The sequence below is a fragment of the Roseibium sp. RP-7 genome, from assembly GCF_053005225.1.
On sequence record NZ_JBRKQA010000002.1, the window covers coordinates 231,841 to 251,101 of the forward strand.

The window sequence follows — 19,261 nt, forward strand, 5'->3', positions numbered from 1 at the left end:
GCGAGGACCGGAGGTATTCGCCTCCCTTTCCTCTTTGGTCGGGAGATTGCACATGTCCGGCGAAAAATCCTTTGTTGCCTGGCAGCGCATCGAAGCGCTTTTCATCCTGATTGCTTCGCTGGTCCTCTATTTCTGGACAGGGGCGCCGTGGCTGACGTTTGTCATCCTCATTTTGGTGCCCGACCTGTCGATGCTGGGCTATTTTGCCAATCCACGCGTTGGCGCCCTGATCTACAATCTCTTTCACACCTACATCGGCCCGGCCCTCCTGATGGGGCTTGGCGTCCTGCTCACGGATTATGATCTGGATCCCTACGCCTTCTGGGATTTTGCTCCGATCGCGATCATCTGGACCGCCCACATTGCGTTCGACCGGGTTCTGGGCTACGGCCTGAAGAGCCCTGAAGGGTTCAAGATCACTCACCTTGGCCGGATCGGCCGTCAGGATAGCTGAATCATGAAAATCGCCGTCGTCTCGGACATTCACGGCAATGTCCTGGCCCTTGAAGCCGTGCTTGCAGACCTGAAACTGGAAGCACCGGACCTGATCGTCAATCTGGGTGACTGCATTTCCGGTCCGCTCTGGCCGGAGGAAACTGCCGCCATCCTGCGTGAGACTGCCTGGCCGACCGTTCGCGGCAACCATGACCGCATCGTCCTGGACGATCCGATCGACAAAATGGGACCGACCGACGTCTTTGCCGCTGAGCGTCTTTCACAGTCAAGCCGCGACTGGCTGGCAACAAGTCAGCCGACCATACGCCTGACAGACGAGATTTTCCTGTGCCACGGCACCCCGGACAACGATGACCGCTACCTGACTGAAAAGGTGGACGGGCCGAAGGGACACCTGCCGGACGAACAGACCTTGCTGGACGAGTTGAAGGGCGAAACCGCTCCCGTCATCTGCTGCGGTCACACGCACATTCCCAGGGTCATCCGCCTCCAGAAAACCGGGCAGATCCTGCTCAATCCGGGCAGCGTCGGCTTGCCGTCCTACGAAGACGACCATCCGCACCGGCATGTCATGGAAGCCGGCAGTCCGCATGCCCGCTATGCCCTGATGACAAACAATCACGGAGCATGGAACTTTCAGGAAAAGATCCTGACATACGATTGGGACACAGCCTCCGCCGAAGCGGAAAAGAACGGGCGTTCGGGTTGGGCCCGGGCCCTGAAACACGGTTTTTACGGCCCACTTTCCTGAGATCTTCGCGATCACAAATGACGGAGCATGACCATTTCGGGGAACGAAGCCGGGCGCTCCACGTTTTATACCCATGATTAGCATGGAGTATGTGATGTCGATCTGGAAATCCGTTTTAAGTCACGCCGCTATCGGCGGTCTTGCCGTGAGCCTGGCTTTGCCGGCCTTCGCCGCTCCGCTGCCGCTGCTCAAGACCGTGCCGGTGCCGGTTCAGACGCACTCGGAAGCCCCGGCGAACGTCCTCAAGGTTGACCACAGAAGAGGTCATAACCCGCATCGCGGCTACAACAATCGTAACGGACGCCACTATTACAACGGGCACCGGGGTTACCGGAAATATCGCCAAGGCTATCGCCAGTATAACGGCTGGTGGTTCCCGCCGGCAGCTTTTGCCTTCGGCTTCGGCGTTGCTCCCGGCCCCCGCTATGCGGCCCCACCACGCTACGCAGCCCCCCCGCGCTACGCCGCCCCGCCTCGCTACGGCCGTGGCTACAGCCCCGCGCACTATCAGTGGTGTGGTCAGCGTTATCGGTCTTACCGCCCTGGCGATAACAGCTTCCAGCCCTATCACGGACCACGCCGTGTGTGCGTCTCGCCCTATGGGCCGTGATTTAAGCTGAAGCCGACAAACATCGAGCCGGTCCTTTGGGCCGGCTCCTTTCATTTGCCTCAGCCGTCACCTCGAAGGCTTTGAACGCAAACGGCGCTGAGATCCGAAGGCCGGTAGCTTGCCGGTTGCTTCTTCCAGCCTTCCGAACATCCGGCTCCTTCCTTGCCGCGATTGACAAGCGCCCGGAAAAACTGCGAGACAGCGGCACATCTTCGACAGCCACGCAAAAGGTGTAGCCCGTGAAAATTTCAGACACCGACATTCTGCTTGTTCCAGGTTACGGTCAGACACTGCCGGGCCATTGGCTGTTGCGCTGGCGCGACAAGATGCCGACGGCCCGGGTCGTGAAACAGGCAGAGCTGCATCGTCCGAGCAAGAAGGAATGGCTGGAAACGCTGGTGAAAGCGGTTGATGCCGCCGAACGGCCCGTTGTGCTTGTCGCACATTCGCTTGGCTGCATCCTGGTTGCCCACGGTGCCCATGCGCTGAAGGACAAGATTGCCGGCGCCTATCTCGTCGCTCCTTCCGACTGGGACCGCGAGGGGCTCGTGGCGGAATTCGATGGCGGGGACTTCAAGCCCATTCCCGAACATCCGTTGCCCTTCCCCGCGCATCTTGTCGCCAGCCGGGACGACCCATATTGCGACTACGCCCGTGCCGAGCATTTCGCCAAGGTCTGGGGCACCACTTTCCAGGACGCCGGAGCCGCCGGTCACATCAACCTGGAAAGCGGCCACGGCCCCTGGCCGGAAGGCATGATGTCCTTTGCCCATTTCATGAAGAAGCTCGGCTGACGGCTGTCAGGTCCGTGCAGAGGAAGCGTCCATCAACGCTCCGAGGCGCGTGGCCACCCAATAGCTCACCGGAATGGCGATCGCGGCGCCTGTCGCCGCGCCGCCGACCAGAAGCAGAGCATTGAATGTGCCGACACCGTAGATCGATAACGGAACCAGTGCACCAAGGCCGGCAAGCGTCGGGCCGATGATGATGAACAAGATCATTGCCAGTTTCCACATGAGGATCTCCCATCGGGAAAGCGGCGGTTCTCCGTCCTGAGCAACAGCGGCAACAGTGGTTGATTATGAGACATAATCAACTTTGTCGTTGAAGCTCAGAACCGTCGCGGTTTCGATATCTGAATACTTTCGCAATATCGAAATTAGAACATTGACCCAGGTCAAGCTTCCGCAAGAAGTGCAAATCAATATCCGGCGGCAGGTCCTGTGCCCTGCTCCGCCAGCCAGGCCACTTCCTTGAGCGCAGCCCTGGCGGAATGATCAAGAAAGAGCGTGTCGACGCCGTGTGACATCAACCGGAACCCCTGATTATAGGCTTCCTCGACCTTGTCGGCGTTGAGGCAGAAAATCCCGGCAAGTTTCCCTGCCGCGAGCGCCTTTTCCGCAATCTCACCGGCAACTTCGCCGGTATGTGCCCCGTTCGGATCGAGCGAAGCGCCTTTCGACAACGCAAGGGAAAGATCGCTCGGACCGACAAACACGCCATCAAGACTGTCGACGCTCAGGATCTCGTCCAGCGCGTCGATCGCGTCCTGGGTTTCGATCATGGCAAAGGCAAGGGTCTGTGCATTGGCGTTTTCGAGATACTGGTCCCGCGTCTGGCCGCTCAGCATGGCTGCCCGAAACGGCGACCAGCTGCGGTCGCCGATTGGCGGATACTTGACAGCCCGCGCAAAGGTTTCCGCGTCCCGAAGGGAATTGATCATCGGCGCGATGATGCAATCGGCCCCCATGTCGATCAGCCGTCCCGCTAGGGCGTTGTCACCGACGGGAATGCGGGCGATGCGGTGCGCCCCGGCAAGAGCAATGGCTGCCATCGCCTCGCACGCCGATGCAAAATCATACATGCCGTGCTGAAGATCGAGCGTAACCGCCTCGTATCCCGAGCGCGCAAACAACTCCGGAACCATGGGCGCGGACAATTGGGACCAGCCGGTAATGACGGCTTTTCCGGAACGCAACTTGTCGGCAAGAAAGGCATTATCTGACACGGGTCGTCTCCTCCGATAGAGGAGGTATCAAATCCGTCCGCCGACACAACCGCAAGCGCTGTTTTTGCAATTCTGGGAGCTTGGTTGACGCAAAGGGAGATGGGGATTTTCTTCTTCCAGGCCGGAAAAGCCCCAACTTGCCAATCATCATGCCCGTCAAAACAAAAACGCCCACCGTTTCCGGCGGGCGTTTGAAACTGACAATCGAAGAAAGCTTCGATCAGCCTTCTTTCTGCAACTGGTCCACAGCCGTGTGCATCAGTTCGTCCATGGTGCGACGAATCTGATGATCGGACTGCTCGACCTTGTTTGCGTCGAAATCTTCGCGAAGCTTGCGGAAAACGTCTTCCTCGCCCGGCTCTTCGAAATCGGCCCGGACAACTTCCTTGGCGTATTCGTCGGCCTTCTCGCCTTCAAAGCCCAGAAGACCTGCCGCCCACAAACCCAGCAACTTGTTGCGGCGTGCGGTTGCCTTGAACCGCAGCTCCTCGTCATGCGCAAACTTGTTTTCAAACCCCTGCTCGCGCTTGTCGAATGTGCTCATACTCATCGTCTCCTGAACTGCGCTGATGCACTTCCCCCCATATGGGGCTGATTTGGTCTCTTGCATATCCCCGCAAGCCGATCAAATCAACGCAGTACGTACACTCATGCGTCAAAAGCATAACCGCCCTGCGAACTCTCCGGAAACATAAGATTGTACTTTTGCCCGGCTTCGGTTAAGTTCCGCGCCGCAAAACAGGGCCTGCTGCCTTCAAGCATCGGCCGGTTGACGACAAACGTCCCGGTGGATTTTCAGACAAGGTAAGCATGTTCCGTCAAAGGTTTCTCTAAAAGATACGGTATAGCCTATGAACCGCCGCCGGCGCATTTACGAAGGTAAGGGCAAGATCCTTTACGAAGGTCCGGAACCGGGAACCCTGGTTCAGCACTTCAAGGACGACGCGACTGCCTTCAACAACAAGAAACACGAGATTGTTGACGGCAAAGGCGTGCTCAACAACCGGATTTCCGAATATATCTTCAATCATCTGAATGCCATCGGCATCCCGACTCACTTCATTCGCCGCCTCAACATGCGCGAACAGCTGATCCGGGAAGTCGAGATCATTCCGCTGGAAGTGGTCGTGCGCAACGTCGCCGCCGGTTCCATCGCCACCCGTCTTGGCCTGGAAGAAGGCACGCAGCTGCCGCGCTCCATCATCGAGTTCTACTACAAGAACGACGAGCTCAACGACCCGATGGTCGCCGAAGAACACATCACCGCCTTTGGCTGGGCCACCCCGCAGGAACTGGACGACATGATGGCGCTTGCCATCCGCGTCAACGATTTCCTGTGCGGCCTGTTCCTGGGCGTCGGCATCCGTCTTGTCGATTTCAAGATCGAATGTGGCCGTCTGTTCGAAGGCGACATGATGCGCATCGTCGTCGCCGACGAGATTTCCCCGGACAGCTGCCGCCTGTGGGACATCGAGACCAACGACAAGATGGACAAGGACCGCTTCCGCCGTGACATGGGCGGCATGCTGGAAGCCTACCAGGAAGTTGCCAAGCGGCTGGGGATCATGATCACCAGCGAACGTCCGGCAGGCTCCGGACCGACCCTGGTCAAGTAAGACCCGCTGCTGATGCAGTATTGACACAGGCCGGCGCAATCGCCGCTAACGGCCCTAACGTCAGTATTGCAACCAAAGGTATTGCAAACTATGACGCCCCCTTGTTCAACGAGGGGGCGTTATGTCTTTTAGATTTTCTTTCATTTTCAAAGCCGTATCGATTGCACTTCTGTGCGGCTTTCTTGCAGCCTGTCAAACCACGGGCCTGAAGCCCGGCAGCATATCCTCCAGCTTTGCACCCAAGGGTTGGGCCAGCAAGCAGAACGGCAACAAGGCCGTCTATGTTTGTCTGCCATCCACCTGCAAATCGCCTGAAGTTGTCGTTGTGGGTCCGATCGAGGTCAAGGGCGACACGGAATCGGCCATCCGGCAAAACCTGATCTCTGCCGAATTGATGAATGCCGTCGGCAACATTGCGAACGTGGCCTCGAAGGGGCAGGTCCGTCTCAAAACCAATCGCCGTGTCGTCACCAAATCCTATTCCGGCTTCGACATGACTGCCAGGTACCGGACGGACAAAGGCAACGTCTATGTTGCCGCACGCATCATCATTCAAAACGACCGCGGCAGCACCGTTGCCTCCTTTGCGACATCAAGCTCCAGGGCAAAGACAAATCTCGACCGCTTCCTGAAGCAGACAACGATCAAACGCCTGCCGTAAATCGCAGGTTTTCTGCACACAGGCCTTTCGCAAATGGGGCTCCTCGTGTATGGGGAGCCCCAAAGTCATTCAACTGCAGAATCTGCAGTCTGCTGCGGGGATCCCAATCATGAAAGCACGTGTGATCGTCACCCTGAAAAACGGTGTTCTCGATCCTCAGGGAAAAGCCATCGAAGGCGCGCTCGGCGGCCTCGGCTTCGGCGACGTCGGCTCTGTTCGTCAGGGCAAGGTGTTCGATGTCGAACTGACCGGCACCGACAAGGAAGCCGCCAAGGCTGAACTGGAGCAGATGTGCGAAAAGCTGCTCGCCAACACCGTCATCGAGAACTACGCGATCGAGATCGCCTGACCGAAACTTCGACACCGGGGCACCACCGATGGATGACGATACCCGCACGGCCCTGATCTTCATGGCCACCAAAGCGGCGATATTCATCCTGGTGCCCGCAATCGCGGCCTTGATAGCCGTACTTGTTCTGCTCTGAACCGACTGGATTGCCCACATGAAAACCGCAGTCATCGTTTTCCCCGGCTCCAACCGCGACCGTGACATGTTCCACGCACTGGAACTGATCACCGGCACCAGGCCGCAGAGCGTCTGGCACACGGAAAGCACCCTGCCGGATGTGGATCTTGTGGTTGTTCCCGGCGGCTTTTCCTACGGCGACTATCTGCGCTCCGGTGCAATTGCAGCCCGCTCCCCGATCCTCAAGGACCTTGTTGCCAAGGCCGACAGCGGCGTCGCCGTCCTTGGCGTTTGCAACGGCTTCCAGATCCTGACCGAGGCAGGCCTGCTTCCCGGTGCCCTGATGCGCAACGCCGGCCTCACCTTCGTCTGCCGCGAAGTCCTGATGGAAACGGTCAACACCGCGACGAGGTTTTCCTCGAAGTTCGAAAAAGGCCAGGTCTGGCGTTGCCCGGTTGCCCATCACGACGGCAACTATTTCGCCGACGCTGACACGCTGAAGCAGATCGAGGACAACGGCCAGGTCGTTTTCCGCTATGCGGGCGACACCAACCCGAACGGCTCCATCAACAACATTGCCGGCATCATGAATGCCAAAGGCAACGTTCTGGGCATGATGCCGCACCCGGAAAACCTGATCGAGCCGCTCAATGGCGGCCTCGACGGGCGCCTCCTGTTCGAAAGCCTGCTGGAAGCAGCCTGAAGCCATCCGGGAGGCGGACATGACGGACCTGACACTCGACAAGGACGCCAGAACCCGCCTCGCCTCCGAGATCAAGCATTATCTCGAAACAGACCTGGACATCGACATCGGCAACATGGATGCCGAATTGCTGATCGATTTCCTGACGCCATCCCTCGGGGCCAGGTACTACAACCTCGGCCTCAAGGACGCCCAGGCGCTGCTCGCCCGCAAGGTCGATGACATCAACGACGAACTCTACGCCCTGGAAAAACCGGTTCAGGATCGCGGTTGAGCTTTACGGCGATTAGTTGCGCGAATACTCCATCGCAGTCCTCGTTACCCGCGTCCCACGACACAAAAGCCGCCTCGCCCTTGTCATCCCCGCGAAGGCGGGGATCCAGTAACCGGCTGCCTCGGGCACATCGCATTATCCTGCCAGCTCCCACGACTACTGGATCCCGGTCCTGGCGCTTCGCACCAAACTGGGATGACAAGCGGGGTTGGGAAAGTCGCTGTAGCCTGACCATCTATGAGCGAAAGCAGTACCTCCTGCGCTCCAATCCGCCAGCACCTCACAAACCCGAGCCGCCCTCCACCTCCCTTGTCATCCCCGCGCAGGTGGGGATCCTGTAACCCACTGCCTGGACCGCTTTGCCTATTCCTTCAGCCCTGAAGGCTACTGGATCCCGGTCCTGGCGCTGCGCATCAAACCGGGATGACAAGCGGGGTTGGGAAAGTCGCTGTAGCCTGACCATCGAAGTGTGAATGCGGTACTCTCGCGCACAAATCAGCCATAACCTCACGAACCCGAGCCGCCTTCCACTCTCTTTGTCATCCCCGCGAAGGCGGGGATCCAGTAACCGGCTACCTGGACCGCTTTGCCCATTCGTTCAGCCCTGAAAGCGACTGGATCCCGGTCTTGGTGCTGCGCACCAAACCGGGATGACAAGCGGGTTGGGAAAGTCGCAGTTGCCTGACCATCGAAGTGTGAACGCGGTACACTCTCGCGCTCAAATCAGCCTGCGCCTCACGAACCAAGTCCGCCCTCATCTCCCTTGTCATCCCGCGAAGGCGGGGATCCAGTAACCGGCTGCCTCGGTCACATCGCATTATCCTGCCAGCTCCCGCGACTACTGGATCCCGGTCCTGGCGATTTGCGCCAAACCGGGATGACAAAAACAGGGGCTAGTGAGGTTCAGCGAACAGACGGTTCAGGCCGCCTGGCTACGCTTTTGTTTGGGGGAATAGCCGAAACGGCGGGAGAAGGCCCTGGAAAAGGCCGCCGGACTTGCGAAGCCGCAGAGGCTCGCGACGGCCTTGACCTGCCTGCCTGTTTCCAGCTCCGAGCGGGCAATATCCAACCGCCAGTTCGAGAGATAACCCATGGGTGTTGTCCCGACGAGCTCCTTGAACGTCACCGCGAACTGGGTGCGTGACATGCCGGCGGTTTCGGCCAGTTTTTCCAGTGTCCAGTGTTCTCCGGGCACCTCGTGGATTGCCACCAGAGCGGCTGCGATCCGCGGGTTTGCAAGACCGTTCAGGAGGCCGGTATCGGCCTTGCCTTCTTCCATGGCATGACGCAGCAGACGGATCACCACCACTTCGCACAAACGCTGGAAGGCAGCCTGCCCACCGCACCTGGGCATAGTCGCCTCCTCGATCAGCGGCGTCACGACAGCGGTGAGATATGGATCTTCCGACATCGGCACGGAAATGCAGTCCGGCAAGGCACTGACCAGCTGCCTGCCGACACCTGATATCGTGATCCGGGCAGCGACAAGCGACGTTTCGTCGGGGGCTGCTTCCATACCTGCACGCACGGCAGATCCGTCCCGCTCCGGGCAGAAAACCAGTCTCAGCCCTCTCTCAGGACTGTCATAGACCCTCAGGTTGGCATCGCTTTCGCTCCCGTCCGCTGCCAGTGAAATGTCCACCTGAACGCGGAGCCGGTCGATGAGCGAAGACAGCCGGTCCAGCCTTCCATTAAAGGACGTGCGATATGGGACCGACATTTCCGTACTCCTGAGCATATTTTTTGAATGTTTATAGCGCTTGCGTTCACTACCTTACAGCCATCGGCAGGGAAATGTGAAGCCTTGCCTAGCCAAATGAGGAAAACATGCTCGTTCCACGCCAACCGGTACCCGGCCTCACGGTCGAAACCCTGAGCTCCGGCACCTTTGATCTGTCCAAGGATAACGCCGACTTTGCAACGCTGGTAGTGTTCTACCGCGGCCTTCATTGTCCGATCTGCGCCACTTACCTAAAGGAACTCGGCCGTCTGACCGCCGACTTCGCGGCCAAGGGCGTCAAGACGATCGCTATTTCGTCGGACGAGAAGGACCGTGCGGAAAAGATGGCGGAAAAGGTCGGCCACGCGGATCTGCGCTTTGGCTACGGCCTGCCGCTGAGTGTTGCGAGGGAATGGGGACTTTATGTTTCAACCAGCCGCGGCACCACCTCGATCGGCATCGAGGAGCCTGCGCTGTTTTCCGAGCCGGGTGTCTTTCTTGTCAGACCGGACGGCACGCTCTATTTCGCCTCCGTCCAGACCATGCCTTTCGTGCGTCCGCACTTCCAGGAAATGGTCGGTGCACTCGATTTCGTTCAGAAGAACGACTATCCGGCACGCGGCGAATATACCGGTGCAGTCTGACGGCACCTTGATACGGAATTGAAAACAAGGATGCCGGACACGGGCTGCATCGTGTCCGGCATCAACAAAGACTCGCCAGGGGTAGCAGGTCCTTGTTTGGGGGGATCGCCAAAGATCTCCGCATCAATACCGGCCCTTGCGCCGGCTTTCGGTATCCCAGAAGGGGCGCATTGCCTCGGCAAGCGCAGCTTCCCGGGTCAGTCCGAGGTCCTCAAGGGCCGCGTCTGACAATTCCAGAAGTTCCAGGCGGGTCCGGCGCCTGACAAACCAATCCTTCAGATAGCTGAAAGCCGTTTTGGTAAAACCGCCGGGAATCCGGAGCCGCGATATCGGGCGCCCGGATATTGTTTCGATTGAACTCATTTGAGACATCTCCAGGGTGACAATTACATCAATTGGGCGCATTGTTGCGCTACAATCATATGAATTGACTCCATTCGGGATGCAATATATTAAATTGTCACCATGACAAATTGGCACCCAGAGATTCCCGAGGGCCAAGGGCCCCTCTACATCCGGCTGGCGGACCGCATCGCCGAGGATATTGCCACTGGCGCGCTTGGTGCCGGTTCCAAACTGCCGCCGCAGCGCGACCTTGCGTATGATCTGGGTGTCACTGTCGGCACCATAGGACGCGCCTACGCCCTGATCCGACAGCGTGGCCTCGTCAGCGGCGAAGTCGGGCGCGGCACATTCGTGCTCGGCAGCACCTATGAACCGTCACTCGAAGAAGACACCAAACCAAACCTTGACCGGCCGACACAGCAAACCAACGGCTCCGCCGCACATGACATGTCCGCCTCTTCCTGGACCCAGGGCGCGATGCACATGCCTAAGGATGTCGCCTTTGGCGGCACCAGGGTCATGGTGCCTTCGCCGGAGGCTATCCGCTTCGACAGCACATCCGCTCCCGAGATCGGCCAGGCCGGCGTCATCGGAAGGCTGACGGCAGACATCACCCGTGATGCCCCTTACGAAATTGCCAGCTATACCCGCTCCGTGCCTGAAAGCTGGCGCCAGGCCGGGCGGATCTGGCTGTCCCGTGCCGGCTGGCAGCCGCCGGAAGGCAGCATCGTGCCGACAACGGGCGCCCAGGCGGCAATCATGGCAATCATCGCGGCAACGACAGCACCTGGCGATCAGGTCGCCTTCGAGGAACTGACCTACAGCTCGATCGCCCGTGGCGCGGCTCTCTCCGGTCGCAGGCCAGTGCAGATCGCACGGGACGACGAAGGTCCCCTGCCCGAAGATCTCGCGAGGGTCTGCGCACAGAAACACCCGAAGCTGCTGTTCGTGATGCCGACCATGCATAATCCGACCCTCGGCATGATGGGTGAACAGCGCCGTGCGGACATTGTAACCATCGCCCGCCAGTACAATCTCTGGATCATCGAGGACGAGGTCTACGGTTCCTTGCGCGAAACCTCGCCGCCCCCGCTTGCCGCACTGGCACCGGAGCGTACCTTTCATGTCGGCTCGCTGTCCAAGTCCGTGACGGCAGGCGTGCGCGGTGGCTGGGTTTCCAGCCCGCTGTCTCATGCACAGCGGATCTACACCGCCCACAAGATGCTGACCGGCGGCATATCCTTTCTCCTGTCGGAATTGTCATCCCGGCTGGTTCTGTCCGGCGCTGCCGACGAATTCCGCCAGAAAATCCTCGCGGAAGTCTCCGCCCGTTTCGAACTGGTGCAGAAATATCTCGGCGCCTACGACATGTTTGCCGCCGCCGACGCGCCGTTTCTCTGGCTGAAGCTTCCCGAACCCTGGCTCTCCGGCACTTTCAAGGCGGCGGCCGCTGCCGCCAATGTGCTGATTGACGATGAAGACGAGTTCAAGACCGGCCGATCCGGCAAGGTCTATCACCGCGTTCGCATCGGCATCACGAACCCGATGACCCGGCAGGAAACCGCGAAGGGTCTGCTGATCCTGCAAAATTTGCTGGAGGACAGCGGCGCCTGCTACGACAGTTTCGAATAGCGACCCTTTGAAGGCGGAGAAACATGTCTGAAACCAGCTTGCTCTTCTTGATCCTGCCAGCCTTCGCAGTCGTCTTCGCCCTGTTCTGGTCGCTGATCGTCTTTGTCATTGCCCATACAGGCGGCTGGGCGGGACTGGCAAAAGCCTACCCGGCCAGCCAGAAGCCGGAAGGCCGCACCTGGAGCTGGCGCACCATCCGCTTCGGTCTCTTCGGCAACTACCGCAACAGCGTGGATGTGACCCTGTCCGATGCAGGGCTCCACATGTACCCGATCTTTGTCTTCAGGATCGGCCACAAGCCGATACTCATTCCCTGGACCGCAGTCTCGGACGCATATCGCCGCGATCTCTGGTTTGCGCCGACGCTGACGCTTTCAGTTACTGTGACGGGAAACGGCGATGAAAGACGAGTGTCCTTTTACGGTGCGGAGTTCGTCGAGGCGATCGAGGACTGTCTGAGGCGCAATGGCAACGGCAACGCTCTCCGCAGGTAAGCAAACCGCCGGTTTGCCTGCCTCGCACCGTTTGATACCGGAAACACGTTTTCCTTGTCCTGCACCGGCGCTGCTGACAATGTGAACCGACTACCGGGAGGTTGTGATGACAGGGTCTGTGCCTTTGTGGGTGAAACTGGCCGGCGTGGCAGCGGCTGTCTATTGCGTTGCCGTCTTCGGAACCGTCTACCGCTACAATCAGTCCATCCTGGAAAGCGCCAGCTTCGCCGAAATCACCGGCGGTGGCTTCATATACAACTACCGCATCGCCGACATTCGGGCGGGCATTACGGTTGGCCTCGTAAAACCCCTGCCCCTTGGCACCCGGCTCATTGCCGAGTTTGAAAGCCCGCAAGGTGGCAAGATCGAGGTCGAAAAGGCCGTTTCCCACGCCAAGCGGAACTACAGCTTCGAAACACCGTCCCTCAGCGATGTTGAAGCCGAACGCACCTATGCGGCAGTTCTTCATGTCATCGACGCAAAAACGGGCGAGGAAATAGAGCGCCACGAAAAGGGTCTCAAATCCAGCGTCGCGCCAAAGGCGATGCCGACAAAACCGCTTACCATCGGCCCCGGGTATCACGTCAATCCGGATATCCGGCCGGCGCCAAAGGGCTAGACCGATTGCCGCCGCGGGAAGTCCTTTTGCTATCGCGCGAAAAAAGTGTGCGCGACACCTCAAGAGCCATTGTGCGGTGCAATCCGGCACACCATCTGCCAGCGACGTGTCCTCGGGATCTCCAAAATGACTGTCTTTGAAATTGCGCTCGGCCTGGTTCTCCTCGTGGCCGGTGGTGACGTGCTTGTGCGCGGTTCTGTCGGCCTTGCAAAGCGCTTCGGCATCTCCGAACTTCTGATCGGCCTGGTCCTTGTGGGCTTCGGCACGTCGACACCGGAACTGATGACGAGCGTGCTGGCGGCACTCAACGGATCTGCCGGCCTTGCGGTCGGCAACGTCGCCGGCTCGAACATCGCCAATATCCTGCTCATTCTGGGGCTGACGGCCGTCATCTCACCATTGCTGGTCGACCCCAAAGCGTTGCTGCGCGACGGTCCGGCCAACGCTCTGGCAGCTCTCGCTTTCACGGGCCTCGCATTGTCCGGCTTGATTGGACGGGAAGCAGGCCTGGTCCTGATACTCGCACTGGCGGTCTATCTTGTTGTCACCTACCGGATGGAAAAAGGCACGCATACGCCTTCGGCGGAGCTGCACAGGGGGGAAGTCCAGCTGGTCGCTCCCAAAACCGGACAGCTGAACCTGCTACTCAATCTGACGATGGCATTTGGCGGACTGGTAATGATCCTGGGCGGAGCGCACTTTCTGGTCTCCGGGGCAACCAGCCTTGCGCAGGCTGCGGGCATCAGCGACGCGGTTATCGGCGTCACCATCGTCGCGGTCGGCACGTCCCTGCCTGAGCTGGTCACCTCGGTGATCGCAGCTCTCAAGCGGCAGACAGATATTGCTCTTGGCAACATCCTTGGCTCCAACCTCTTCAATATCCTGGGAATTCTGGGCATTACCGCGGTTATCACCCCCCTCCAGGTCCCGCAGGAAATCATGAGCTTCGACATCTGGGTCTTGTTGGGGGCTACAGTGATCCTTCTGGTCTTTGCCATGACGGGGGGCCGTATCTGTCGGCGCGAGGGCGCCATCATGCTCCTGGCCTATGCCGGCTATACAGGTTACGTCCTCCACAACGCCCTCGGGTGAACCTCCTCAAAAAAGCCGACCCTAGCGCAATGGGGAGATCTTCTCCTGCCCGCGCAAGCCGGCGGAGGCTTTTGCTCCGCCGGGCAGAAGTAAAGCTTCAACGACTGCTTCTGATCGGGACCGCAATCGGGCGGATCGGCGAGCCTGTGGCGCCACGCAGTTTCAGCGGCGAGGTGATGAAGGCAAATTCATGCACCCCGTCCCTTGCCAGGTCTTCCAGCCACAAGAGCTCGATAAACGAGACACCCTTCTGCGCCAGCAGATAGGAATGGACAGGTGCGAAATTGTCCGGATTGGTGGACGGGAAACTTTCCAGACCCAGGTTATCCGCGCCCAGCACCATCGCCTTTTGCTCCTCGGCCAGCCACCTTGCGGCATCAAGGCCAAGCCCTGACTGGCTGAACAGCGCCAGTTTCGACCTGTCCGGCCAATGCTGCATCTGGCCTGTACGGATGAGCACCACATCACCTTCCTGCAAGCTGGTTCCCTGCGCATCCAGCGCGGTTTTCAGATCATCCACCGTAATGGCGTAGGACGCCGGCAGCACATCCACACCCTTGGCCTTCGCTACGTCGATCAGCACGCCGCGCGCAATGATGGGTGGATACTTGTCCGCACCCGATTTCGCCCACCCGCGCGCCCCCTGCGCCTCGTCGGCGCTAACGTTGTTCCAGATTTTCCCGTGAAGTCCGAAGTGGCTGAGCGTGTCGATATGGGTTCCCGTGTGGGTATTCATCGAAATCGCTTCGCTGGAATGCGAAAGGAGCTCCTCGCTGCCATCCCCGCGCGCCGGCGCATGAAGCATCATCATCTGGTAGGTCGGATCTCCGAAGGCGGCACTGCAACAATCTGGCATGCCCACAAAGAGATCCACACCGAGATCATAAATCTTGCCGGCATCGATGCGCTGCAAGATCTCCAACCGGGAGGCATCGCTCATCATGTTGAGCGTGCCGATCTCGTCTTCCGGTCCCCATGGACTTTCACCCACCTGATCGTCTGCCGCGAAAACCGGTGAACCGGCAAGGGTCGCGGCCAAGAGTGTGGCGGCAAAAAGCTTTCGGGTGTGATTCATCAAGTCTTGCACCAGTGGAATTCCTTCCTCTCAAAACCCCGTGCATGCAGGAACGACCGGCAAGGCGATTCCGTTCATGGAGGATTGCTCCTCCACGTTTCAGCAGGACGGATTGCCTGACAGGGTTTTCGGTTTTCAGAACGGGCGCATTCGAACGCGCTCAGTACGATTAGGACAATTGCCCTAAAATCGAATTAGGACAATCGTCCAAATCTGTCAAGACTGCAACCAAATGCACTGAAACACCCGCATTGCAGCCATCTCCGCTTTGCCGGTGAGACTTTTACGAACCGTATTTTCCCTTGATACCGGGCTTGAATTCGAACTTGCGCCGGTTGGAATGCACTGCGCTGTCAGGTGGAAGAACGTCTGCAAGGCCAATAGCATCGCCCGCGATCAAATTTGTCGAATTTCTTTGCACCGCAAGGCTCCCAAATTGGGGGACAATCTGCTAAACGGCGGCATCATCGTCTGCCCGTGCCGTCGCGGCCCCACCCATTGGCCAGAAACACTGGCCAAAAACAGTGAAACGTCATGATCCCGAACGACATCAAGATCACGCCCGACCTGATTGCTTCCCACGGTCTGAAGCCGGATGAATATGAGCGCATCCTGGAACTGATCGGCCGCGAGCCGACCTTCACCGAGCTGGGCATCTTTTCAGCCATGTGGAACGAGCACTGCTCGTACAAATCCTCCAAGAAATGGCTGAAGACCCTGCCGACCGAAGGTCCGCGCGTGCTTCAGGGCCCGGGTGAAAACGCGGGTGTGGTCGATATCGGCGATGGCCAGGCCGTGGTCTTCAAGATGGAGAGCCACAACCACCCGTCCTACATCGAGCCTTATCAGGGCGCTGCGACCGGTGTCGGCGGCATCCTGCGTGACGTCTTCACCATGGGCGCGCGACCGGTTGCAGCCATGAATGCCCTGCGCTTCGGCGAACCCGATCATCCGCGCACCCGTCACCTCGTTTCCGGCGTCGTTTCCGGTGTTGGCGGCTACGGCAATTCCTTCGGCGTTCCGACAGTCGGCGGCGAAGTCGAGTTCCATGCCCGCTACAACGGCAATTGCCTGGTCAACGCCTTTGCGGCAGGCCTTGCAAAATCGGATGCGATCTTCCTGGCCAAGGCCGAAGGCGTCGGCCTGCCGGTCGTCTATCTCGGCGCCAAGACCGGCCGTGACGGTGTCGGCGGCGCGACCATGGCTTCGGCGGAATTCGACGATACGATCGAAGAAAAGCGCCCCACCGTTCAGGTTGGCGATCCTTTCACCGAAAAATGCCTGCTGGAAGCCTGCCTCGAGCTCATGGAAACCGGCGCGGTCATCGCCATCCAGGACATGGGTGCGGCCGGTCTCACCTGTTCTGCCGTCGAGATGGGCGCCAGCGGCGACCTCGGCATCGAGCTGGACCTCGACAAGGTTCCGGTGCGCGAAGAACAGATGAGCGCCTACGAAATGATGCTTTCGGAAAGCCAGGAGCGCATGCTCATGGTTCTGCGTCCGGAAAAGGAACACGAAGCCGAAGCCATCTTCAAGAAATGGGGTCTCGACTTCGCCATCGTCGGCAAGACCACCGACACGCTGCGCTTCATCGTCAAGCACCAGGGCGAAGTCGTCGCCGATCTGCCGATCAAGGAACTCGGTGACGAAGCTCCCGAATATGACCGTCCCTGGGTCGAGCCGAAAAAGCGCCCCGTTCTGTCCGCGTCCGAAATCGAGGAACCGGCGGACTATGCCGAAGCGCTCAAGACCCTGGTCGGCAACGCCAACGGCTCATCCCGCCGCTGGGTCTATGAACAGTACGACACGCTGATCCAGGGCAATTCGGCCGCGACGCCGGGCGGTGATGCCGGTGTCATCCGCGTGGAAGGCACCCGCAAGGGCCTGTCCTTCTCCGTTGACGTGACACCGCGCTATTGCGAGGCGGACCCGTTTGAAGGTGGCAAGCAGGCCGTTGCCGAAGTGTGGCGCAACCTGACCGCCGTCGGATCCGAACCGCTGGCTGCAACCGACAACCTGAATTTCGGCAACCCGGAAAAGCCGGAAATCATGGGCCAGTTCGTCGGCTGCATCAAAGGCATCGGCGAAGCCTGCCGGGAACTCGAGTTCCCGATCGTCTCCGGCAATGTGTCGCTCTACAACGAGACCCATGGCGAAGCGATCCTGCCGACCCCGGCCATTGGCGGTGTCGGACTGCTTCCGGACGTCACGGTGCGCGCAGGTGCGGCCTTCGTAAACAAAGGTGACGCAATCCTGCTCATCGGTGGCAAGGGCACCCATCTGGGCGCATCCCAGTATCTCGCAGATATTCTGGGTCGTGAGGAAGGCGCTCCGCCGCCGGTCGACCTGGCGGCAGAAAAGCGCCGCGGCACGCTGGTTCGCCAGCTCATCGGCGCGGCCCGTCTGACGGCTGTACACGATATTTCGTCGGGCGGCCTGGGTGTCGCTCTCGCCGAGATGGCGATGTCCAGCGGCATCGGCGCAACGGTCAAGATCGATGGTCCGGCCCATGCCGCGCTCTTCGGTGAAGACCAGGGACGCTACGTCGTCACTGTTTCCCAGGACAAGGTGGAAGCCGTTCTGGAAGACATTCTGGACGGCGGTATCGACGTTCAACAAATCGGCACCACCGGTGGCACGGATTTGACTGTTGAGGGCATTCTCACCATATCCGTTGCAAACTTGAAAAAAGCGCACGAAGATTGGTTCCCGAATTACATGGCAACGGCATAAGCCGTTTGACCTTCAGGAACTTAACAACAGGACGGACGCACGATGCCGATGAACGCAAATGAGATCGAGACCCTGATCAAGGCGGCTTTGCCCGATGCTCAGGTCGAGATCCGGGATTTGGCTGGAGACGGCGATCACTATGCAGCGAATGTTGTCTCGGAATCCTTCCGGGGCAAAAGTCGCGTGCAGCAGCATCAGCTGGTTTACGAGGCACTGAAAGGCAACATGGGCGGCGCTTTGCACGCCCTCGCCCTTCAGACCAAGGCACCGGATTGAGTTGACACATTGCCGCGCAGGCAGCGCGAGCACTTGAATCTGCCGCCGGATCTCGCCAGATAGGCGGCAAAGAGACAAAGGACGGACCCATGAGCATCCAGGACTGGATCAAGAACGAAGTCGACACCAACGACGTTGTGCTTTTCATGAAAGGCACGCCGAACTTCCCGCAGTGCGGTTTTTCCGGTCAGGTCGTACAGATCCTTGACTATGTTGGCGCTCCTTACAAAGGCATCAACGTTCTGGAAGACGACGATCTGCGCCAGGGCATCAAGGAATTCACCAACTGGCCGACCATTCCGCAGCTTTACGTGAAAGGTGAATTCGTCGGCGGCTGTGACATCATCCGCGAAATGTTCCAGAATCAGGAACTGCAGGGCCTTCTCACGGAAAAAGGCATCGAGACCACTCAGCAGACCGCCTGAGCCGGCTGCAGGTTCCGATCGAGGCTTTCAAGGGGCGGTTTGACCGCCCCTTTTTCGTGTCTCAGAGGGTTCCTGCACTGGTGATAATCCGGAAATGGGGCGCCGGGCTGCGGCATGAAACGACCGGGATCCTTGACCGCAGGTGGCTCTCCGATCCCGGCTCGCGCTTCGCTTGTCCGGGATGACGATGGTGAGGGAGAGAGTCGGGCGACGGTTCAAGATGCGCTTTTTGGCGTGTTGAGTTGCGCCTCACCTTCCCGTCATTCCGGACAAGTGAGGCAACGCCGAACGCCGATCCGGAATCCAGACATATTTCGCGCCCGAGGCGCGGCCTTCCATTGAAATAAAGAGTTCGCTTTGCTCACGATGACATCTGGTTTCCGGATCGGCGCGCAGCTTCGCCGGACTTGTCCGGAATGACGGGTGCCATAAGGCACTCCGGAACCATTCGCCGGGTAAATCAGAATGATGCCAATCGGGCTCAAACCCCGTCAAAACCACTTGGACTTGCACTTTATCCAATGTTAACCGGAATCGGTTGCGGTCGAATGCAGGCACCATCTCGGCAAAAATTGCCGAATCACCTAAGCTGAACGCAAGGTGAATGCGGATTTCAGGGTGAGTACAGGTGCGTTCCGCCATTCTCCGACCATATCGCAGG

25 protein-coding genes are annotated in these 19,261 nt (G+C 59.1%); 18 read left to right on the forward strand and 7 right to left on the reverse strand.

Annotated elements, in window-relative coordinates; all coding sequences use genetic code 11:
• Positions 1-52 precede the first annotated feature (52 nt).
• The 4 genes from ACVDG9_RS15690 (at position 53) to ACVDG9_RS15705 (ending at position 2,611) form a co-directional block, all read left to right on the forward strand.
• Complete coding sequence (locus tag ACVDG9_RS15690; RefSeq protein ID WP_447238420.1) at positions 53-454, forward strand: DUF4260 domain-containing protein; 402 nt, start codon at positions 53-55, stop codon at positions 452-454.
• A gap of 3 nt (positions 455-457) precedes the next feature.
• Positions 458-1,207, forward strand: coding sequence for a metallophosphoesterase family protein (locus ACVDG9_RS15695; RefSeq protein WP_447238421.1), 750 nt, complete (start codon positions 458-460; stop codon positions 1,205-1,207).
• Positions 1,208-1,301: 94 nt separating this feature from the next.
• On the forward strand, positions 1,302-1,817 hold the full coding sequence (locus ACVDG9_RS15700; RefSeq protein WP_447238422.1) for a BA14K family protein: 516 nt from the start codon (positions 1,302-1,304) through the stop codon (positions 1,815-1,817).
• Positions 1,818-2,056: 239 nt separating this feature from the next.
• On the forward strand, positions 2,057-2,611 hold the full coding sequence (locus tag ACVDG9_RS15705; RefSeq protein WP_075284787.1) for an RBBP9/YdeN family alpha/beta hydrolase: 555 nt from the start codon (positions 2,057-2,059) through the stop codon (positions 2,609-2,611).
• 6 nt (positions 2,612-2,617) lie between these two features.
• Here the strand turns inward: ACVDG9_RS15705 and ACVDG9_RS15710 are convergent, their stop codons facing one another.
• The 3 genes from ACVDG9_RS15710 to ACVDG9_RS15720 form a co-directional block, all read right to left on the reverse strand.
• Positions 2,618-2,833 (reverse strand): hypothetical protein, encoded by a 216-nt coding sequence (locus ACVDG9_RS15710; RefSeq protein WP_055655054.1) that lies wholly within the window; start codon positions 2,831-2,833, stop codon positions 2,618-2,620.
• Positions 2,834-3,018: 185 nt separating this feature from the next.
• On the reverse strand, positions 3,019-3,825 hold the full coding sequence (locus ACVDG9_RS15715; protein ID WP_023000885.1) for an HpcH/HpaI aldolase family protein: 807 nt from the start codon (positions 3,823-3,825) through the stop codon (positions 3,019-3,021).
• 220 nt (positions 3,826-4,045) lie between these two features.
• Positions 4,046-4,369 (reverse strand): DUF1476 domain-containing protein, encoded by a 324-nt coding sequence (locus ACVDG9_RS15720; protein ID WP_023000884.1) that lies wholly within the window; start codon positions 4,367-4,369, stop codon positions 4,046-4,048.
• 307 nt (positions 4,370-4,676) lie between these two features.
• Between ACVDG9_RS15720 and purC the strand changes: the two genes are divergently transcribed.
• From purC to ACVDG9_RS15750, 6 genes are all read left to right on the forward strand, one after another.
• Entirely contained in the window at positions 4,677-5,441 is a 765-nt protein-coding gene (gene purC, locus ACVDG9_RS15725; protein WP_006932454.1) for a phosphoribosylaminoimidazolesuccinocarboxamide synthase, read from the forward strand.
• A gap of 121 nt (positions 5,442-5,562) precedes the next feature.
• Positions 5,563-6,102: a hypothetical protein gene (locus tag ACVDG9_RS15730; RefSeq protein ID WP_055655057.1), complete on the forward strand. Its 540-nt coding sequence runs from the start codon at positions 5,563-5,565 to the stop codon at positions 6,100-6,102.
• Between the two features lie 106 nt (positions 6,103-6,208).
• Positions 6,209-6,451, forward strand: a complete 243-nt coding sequence (gene purS / locus ACVDG9_RS15735) for a phosphoribosylformylglycinamidine synthase subunit PurS (protein WP_031269246.1) — start codon at positions 6,209-6,211, stop codon at positions 6,449-6,451.
• A gap of 28 nt (positions 6,452-6,479) precedes the next feature.
• Entirely contained in the window at positions 6,480-6,587 is a 108-nt protein-coding gene (locus tag ACVDG9_RS15740) for a phosphoribosylformylglycinamidine synthase-associated small membrane protein (protein ID WP_023000881.1), read from the forward strand.
• Positions 6,588-6,605: 18 nt separating this feature from the next.
• On the forward strand, positions 6,606-7,271 hold the full coding sequence (gene purQ, locus ACVDG9_RS15745) for a phosphoribosylformylglycinamidine synthase subunit PurQ (RefSeq protein WP_023000880.1): 666 nt from the start codon (positions 6,606-6,608) through the stop codon (positions 7,269-7,271).
• 19 nt (positions 7,272-7,290) lie between these two features.
• Positions 7,291-7,545, forward strand: coding sequence for a DUF2164 domain-containing protein (locus tag ACVDG9_RS15750; RefSeq protein ID WP_447238423.1), 255 nt, complete (start codon positions 7,291-7,293; stop codon positions 7,543-7,545).
• 919 nt (positions 7,546-8,464) lie between these two features.
• On the opposite strand, the gene ACVDG9_RS15755 is transcribed toward ACVDG9_RS15750, so the two are convergent.
• The gene (locus tag ACVDG9_RS15755) at positions 8,465-9,265 is read right to left on the reverse strand and encodes an AraC family transcriptional regulator (protein WP_023000879.1); all 801 of its coding nucleotides are present in this window, start codon (positions 9,263-9,265) and stop codon (positions 8,465-8,467) included.
• A gap of 107 nt (positions 9,266-9,372) precedes the next feature.
• On the opposite strand from ACVDG9_RS15755, the gene ACVDG9_RS15760 reads away from it, so the two are divergent.
• Entirely contained in the window at positions 9,373-9,909 is a 537-nt protein-coding gene (locus ACVDG9_RS15760) for a peroxiredoxin-like family protein (RefSeq protein ID WP_447238424.1), read from the forward strand.
• 123 nt (positions 9,910-10,032) lie between these two features.
• On the opposite strand, the gene ACVDG9_RS15765 is transcribed toward ACVDG9_RS15760, so the two are convergent.
• Positions 10,033-10,272, reverse strand: a complete 240-nt coding sequence (locus tag ACVDG9_RS15765; protein ID WP_208992478.1) for a DUF1127 domain-containing protein — start codon at positions 10,270-10,272, stop codon at positions 10,033-10,035.
• Positions 10,273-10,374: 102 nt separating this feature from the next.
• Between ACVDG9_RS15765 and ACVDG9_RS15770 the strand changes: the two genes are divergently transcribed.
• The 4 genes from ACVDG9_RS15770 to ACVDG9_RS15785 all read left to right on the forward strand — a co-directional run bounded on the left by ACVDG9_RS15770 (position 10,375) and on the right by ACVDG9_RS15785 (position 14,091).
• A complete protein-coding gene (locus tag ACVDG9_RS15770) occupies positions 10,375-11,886 on the forward strand; it encodes an aminotransferase-like domain-containing protein (RefSeq protein ID WP_023000876.1) in 1,512 nt (503 codons plus the stop codon).
• Positions 11,887-11,909: 23 nt separating this feature from the next.
• Entirely contained in the window at positions 11,910-12,380 is a 471-nt protein-coding gene (locus ACVDG9_RS15775; RefSeq protein ID WP_447238425.1) for a hypothetical protein, read from the forward strand.
• A gap of 106 nt (positions 12,381-12,486) precedes the next feature.
• Entirely contained in the window at positions 12,487-12,999 is a 513-nt protein-coding gene (locus ACVDG9_RS15780; protein WP_447238426.1) for a hypothetical protein, read from the forward strand.
• Between the two features lie 126 nt (positions 13,000-13,125).
• The gene (locus tag ACVDG9_RS15785; protein WP_447238427.1) at positions 13,126-14,091 is read left to right on the forward strand and encodes a calcium/sodium antiporter; all 966 of its coding nucleotides are present in this window, start codon (positions 13,126-13,128) and stop codon (positions 14,089-14,091) included.
• Between the two features lie 97 nt (positions 14,092-14,188).
• Here the strand turns inward: ACVDG9_RS15785 and ACVDG9_RS15790 are convergent, their stop codons facing one another.
• Positions 14,189-15,166 carry a cyclase family protein gene (locus tag ACVDG9_RS15790; protein WP_447238428.1) on the reverse strand — a complete coding sequence of 326 codons (978 nt, stop codon included), beginning with the start codon at positions 15,164-15,166 and terminating at the stop codon, positions 14,189-14,191.
• Positions 15,167-15,700: 534 nt separating this feature from the next.
• On the opposite strand from ACVDG9_RS15790, the gene purL reads away from it, so the two are divergent.
• From purL to grxD, 3 genes are all read left to right on the forward strand, one after another.
• Positions 15,701-17,899, forward strand: coding sequence for a phosphoribosylformylglycinamidine synthase subunit PurL (purL, locus tag ACVDG9_RS15795; RefSeq protein ID WP_447238429.1), 2,199 nt, complete (start codon positions 15,701-15,703; stop codon positions 17,897-17,899).
• Positions 17,900-17,941: 42 nt separating this feature from the next.
• On the forward strand, positions 17,942-18,175 hold the full coding sequence (locus ACVDG9_RS15800; RefSeq protein ID WP_006932469.1) for a BolA family protein: 234 nt from the start codon (positions 17,942-17,944) through the stop codon (positions 18,173-18,175).
• 89 nt (positions 18,176-18,264) lie between these two features.
• Complete coding sequence (gene grxD, locus ACVDG9_RS15805; protein WP_023000869.1) at positions 18,265-18,600, forward strand: Grx4 family monothiol glutaredoxin; 336 nt, start codon at positions 18,265-18,267, stop codon at positions 18,598-18,600.
• Between the two features lie 249 nt (positions 18,601-18,849).
• Here grxD and ACVDG9_RS15810 read toward each other — a convergent pair whose 3' ends face one another.
• A complete protein-coding gene (locus tag ACVDG9_RS15810; RefSeq protein WP_447238430.1) occupies positions 18,850-19,242 on the reverse strand; it encodes a hypothetical protein in 393 nt (130 codons plus the stop codon).
• Between the last annotated feature and the right edge of the window lie 19 nt (positions 19,243-19,261).

Coding starts and splice junctions, on each gene's coding strand:
- ACVDG9_RS15690 (WP_447238420.1), top strand. CDS start 53: ATGTCCGGCGAAAAATCCTTTGTTGCCTGGCAGCGCATCGAAGCGCTT.
- ACVDG9_RS15695 (WP_447238421.1), top strand. CDS start 458: ATGAAAATCGCCGTCGTCTCGGACATTCACGGCAATGTCCTGGCCCTT.
- ACVDG9_RS15700 (WP_447238422.1), top strand. CDS start 1,302: ATGTCGATCTGGAAATCCGTTTTAAGTCACGCCGCTATCGGCGGTCTT.
- ACVDG9_RS15710 (WP_055655054.1), bottom strand. CDS start 2,833: ATGTGGAAACTGGCAATGATCTTGTTCATCATCATCGGCCCGACGCTT.
- ACVDG9_RS15720 (WP_023000884.1), bottom strand. CDS start 4,369: ATGAGCACATTCGACAAGCGCGAGCAGGGGTTTGAAAACAAGTTTGCG.
- purC (WP_006932454.1), top strand. CDS start 4,677: ATGAACCGCCGCCGGCGCATTTACGAAGGTAAGGGCAAGATCCTTTAC.
- ACVDG9_RS15730 (WP_055655057.1), top strand. CDS start 5,563: ATGTCTTTTAGATTTTCTTTCATTTTCAAAGCCGTATCGATTGCACTT.
- ACVDG9_RS15740 (WP_023000881.1), top strand. CDS start 6,480: ATGGATGACGATACCCGCACGGCCCTGATCTTCATGGCCACCAAAGCG.
- purQ (WP_023000880.1), top strand. CDS start 6,606: ATGAAAACCGCAGTCATCGTTTTCCCCGGCTCCAACCGCGACCGTGAC.
- ACVDG9_RS15750 (WP_447238423.1), top strand. CDS start 7,291: ATGACGGACCTGACACTCGACAAGGACGCCAGAACCCGCCTCGCCTCC.
- ACVDG9_RS15755 (WP_023000879.1), bottom strand. CDS start 9,265: ATGTCGGTCCCATATCGCACGTCCTTTAATGGAAGGCTGGACCGGCTG.
- ACVDG9_RS15760 (WP_447238424.1), top strand. CDS start 9,373: ATGCTCGTTCCACGCCAACCGGTACCCGGCCTCACGGTCGAAACCCTG.
- ACVDG9_RS15765 (WP_208992478.1), bottom strand. CDS start 10,272: ATGAGTTCAATCGAAACAATATCCGGGCGCCCGATATCGCGGCTCCGG.
- ACVDG9_RS15770 (WP_023000876.1), top strand. CDS start 10,375: ATGACAAATTGGCACCCAGAGATTCCCGAGGGCCAAGGGCCCCTCTAC.
- ACVDG9_RS15775 (WP_447238425.1), top strand. CDS start 11,910: ATGTCTGAAACCAGCTTGCTCTTCTTGATCCTGCCAGCCTTCGCAGTC.
- ACVDG9_RS15780 (WP_447238426.1), top strand. CDS start 12,487: ATGACAGGGTCTGTGCCTTTGTGGGTGAAACTGGCCGGCGTGGCAGCG.
- ACVDG9_RS15785 (WP_447238427.1), top strand. CDS start 13,126: ATGACTGTCTTTGAAATTGCGCTCGGCCTGGTTCTCCTCGTGGCCGGT.
- ACVDG9_RS15790 (WP_447238428.1), bottom strand. CDS start 15,166: ATGAATCACACCCGAAAGCTTTTTGCCGCCACACTCTTGGCCGCGACC.
- purL (WP_447238429.1), top strand. CDS start 15,701: ATGATCCCGAACGACATCAAGATCACGCCCGACCTGATTGCTTCCCAC.
- ACVDG9_RS15800 (WP_006932469.1), top strand. CDS start 17,942: ATGCCGATGAACGCAAATGAGATCGAGACCCTGATCAAGGCGGCTTTG.
- grxD (WP_023000869.1), top strand. CDS start 18,265: ATGAGCATCCAGGACTGGATCAAGAACGAAGTCGACACCAACGACGTT.
- ACVDG9_RS15810 (WP_447238430.1), bottom strand. CDS start 19,242: ATGGCGGAACGCACCTGTACTCACCCTGAAATCCGCATTCACCTTGCG.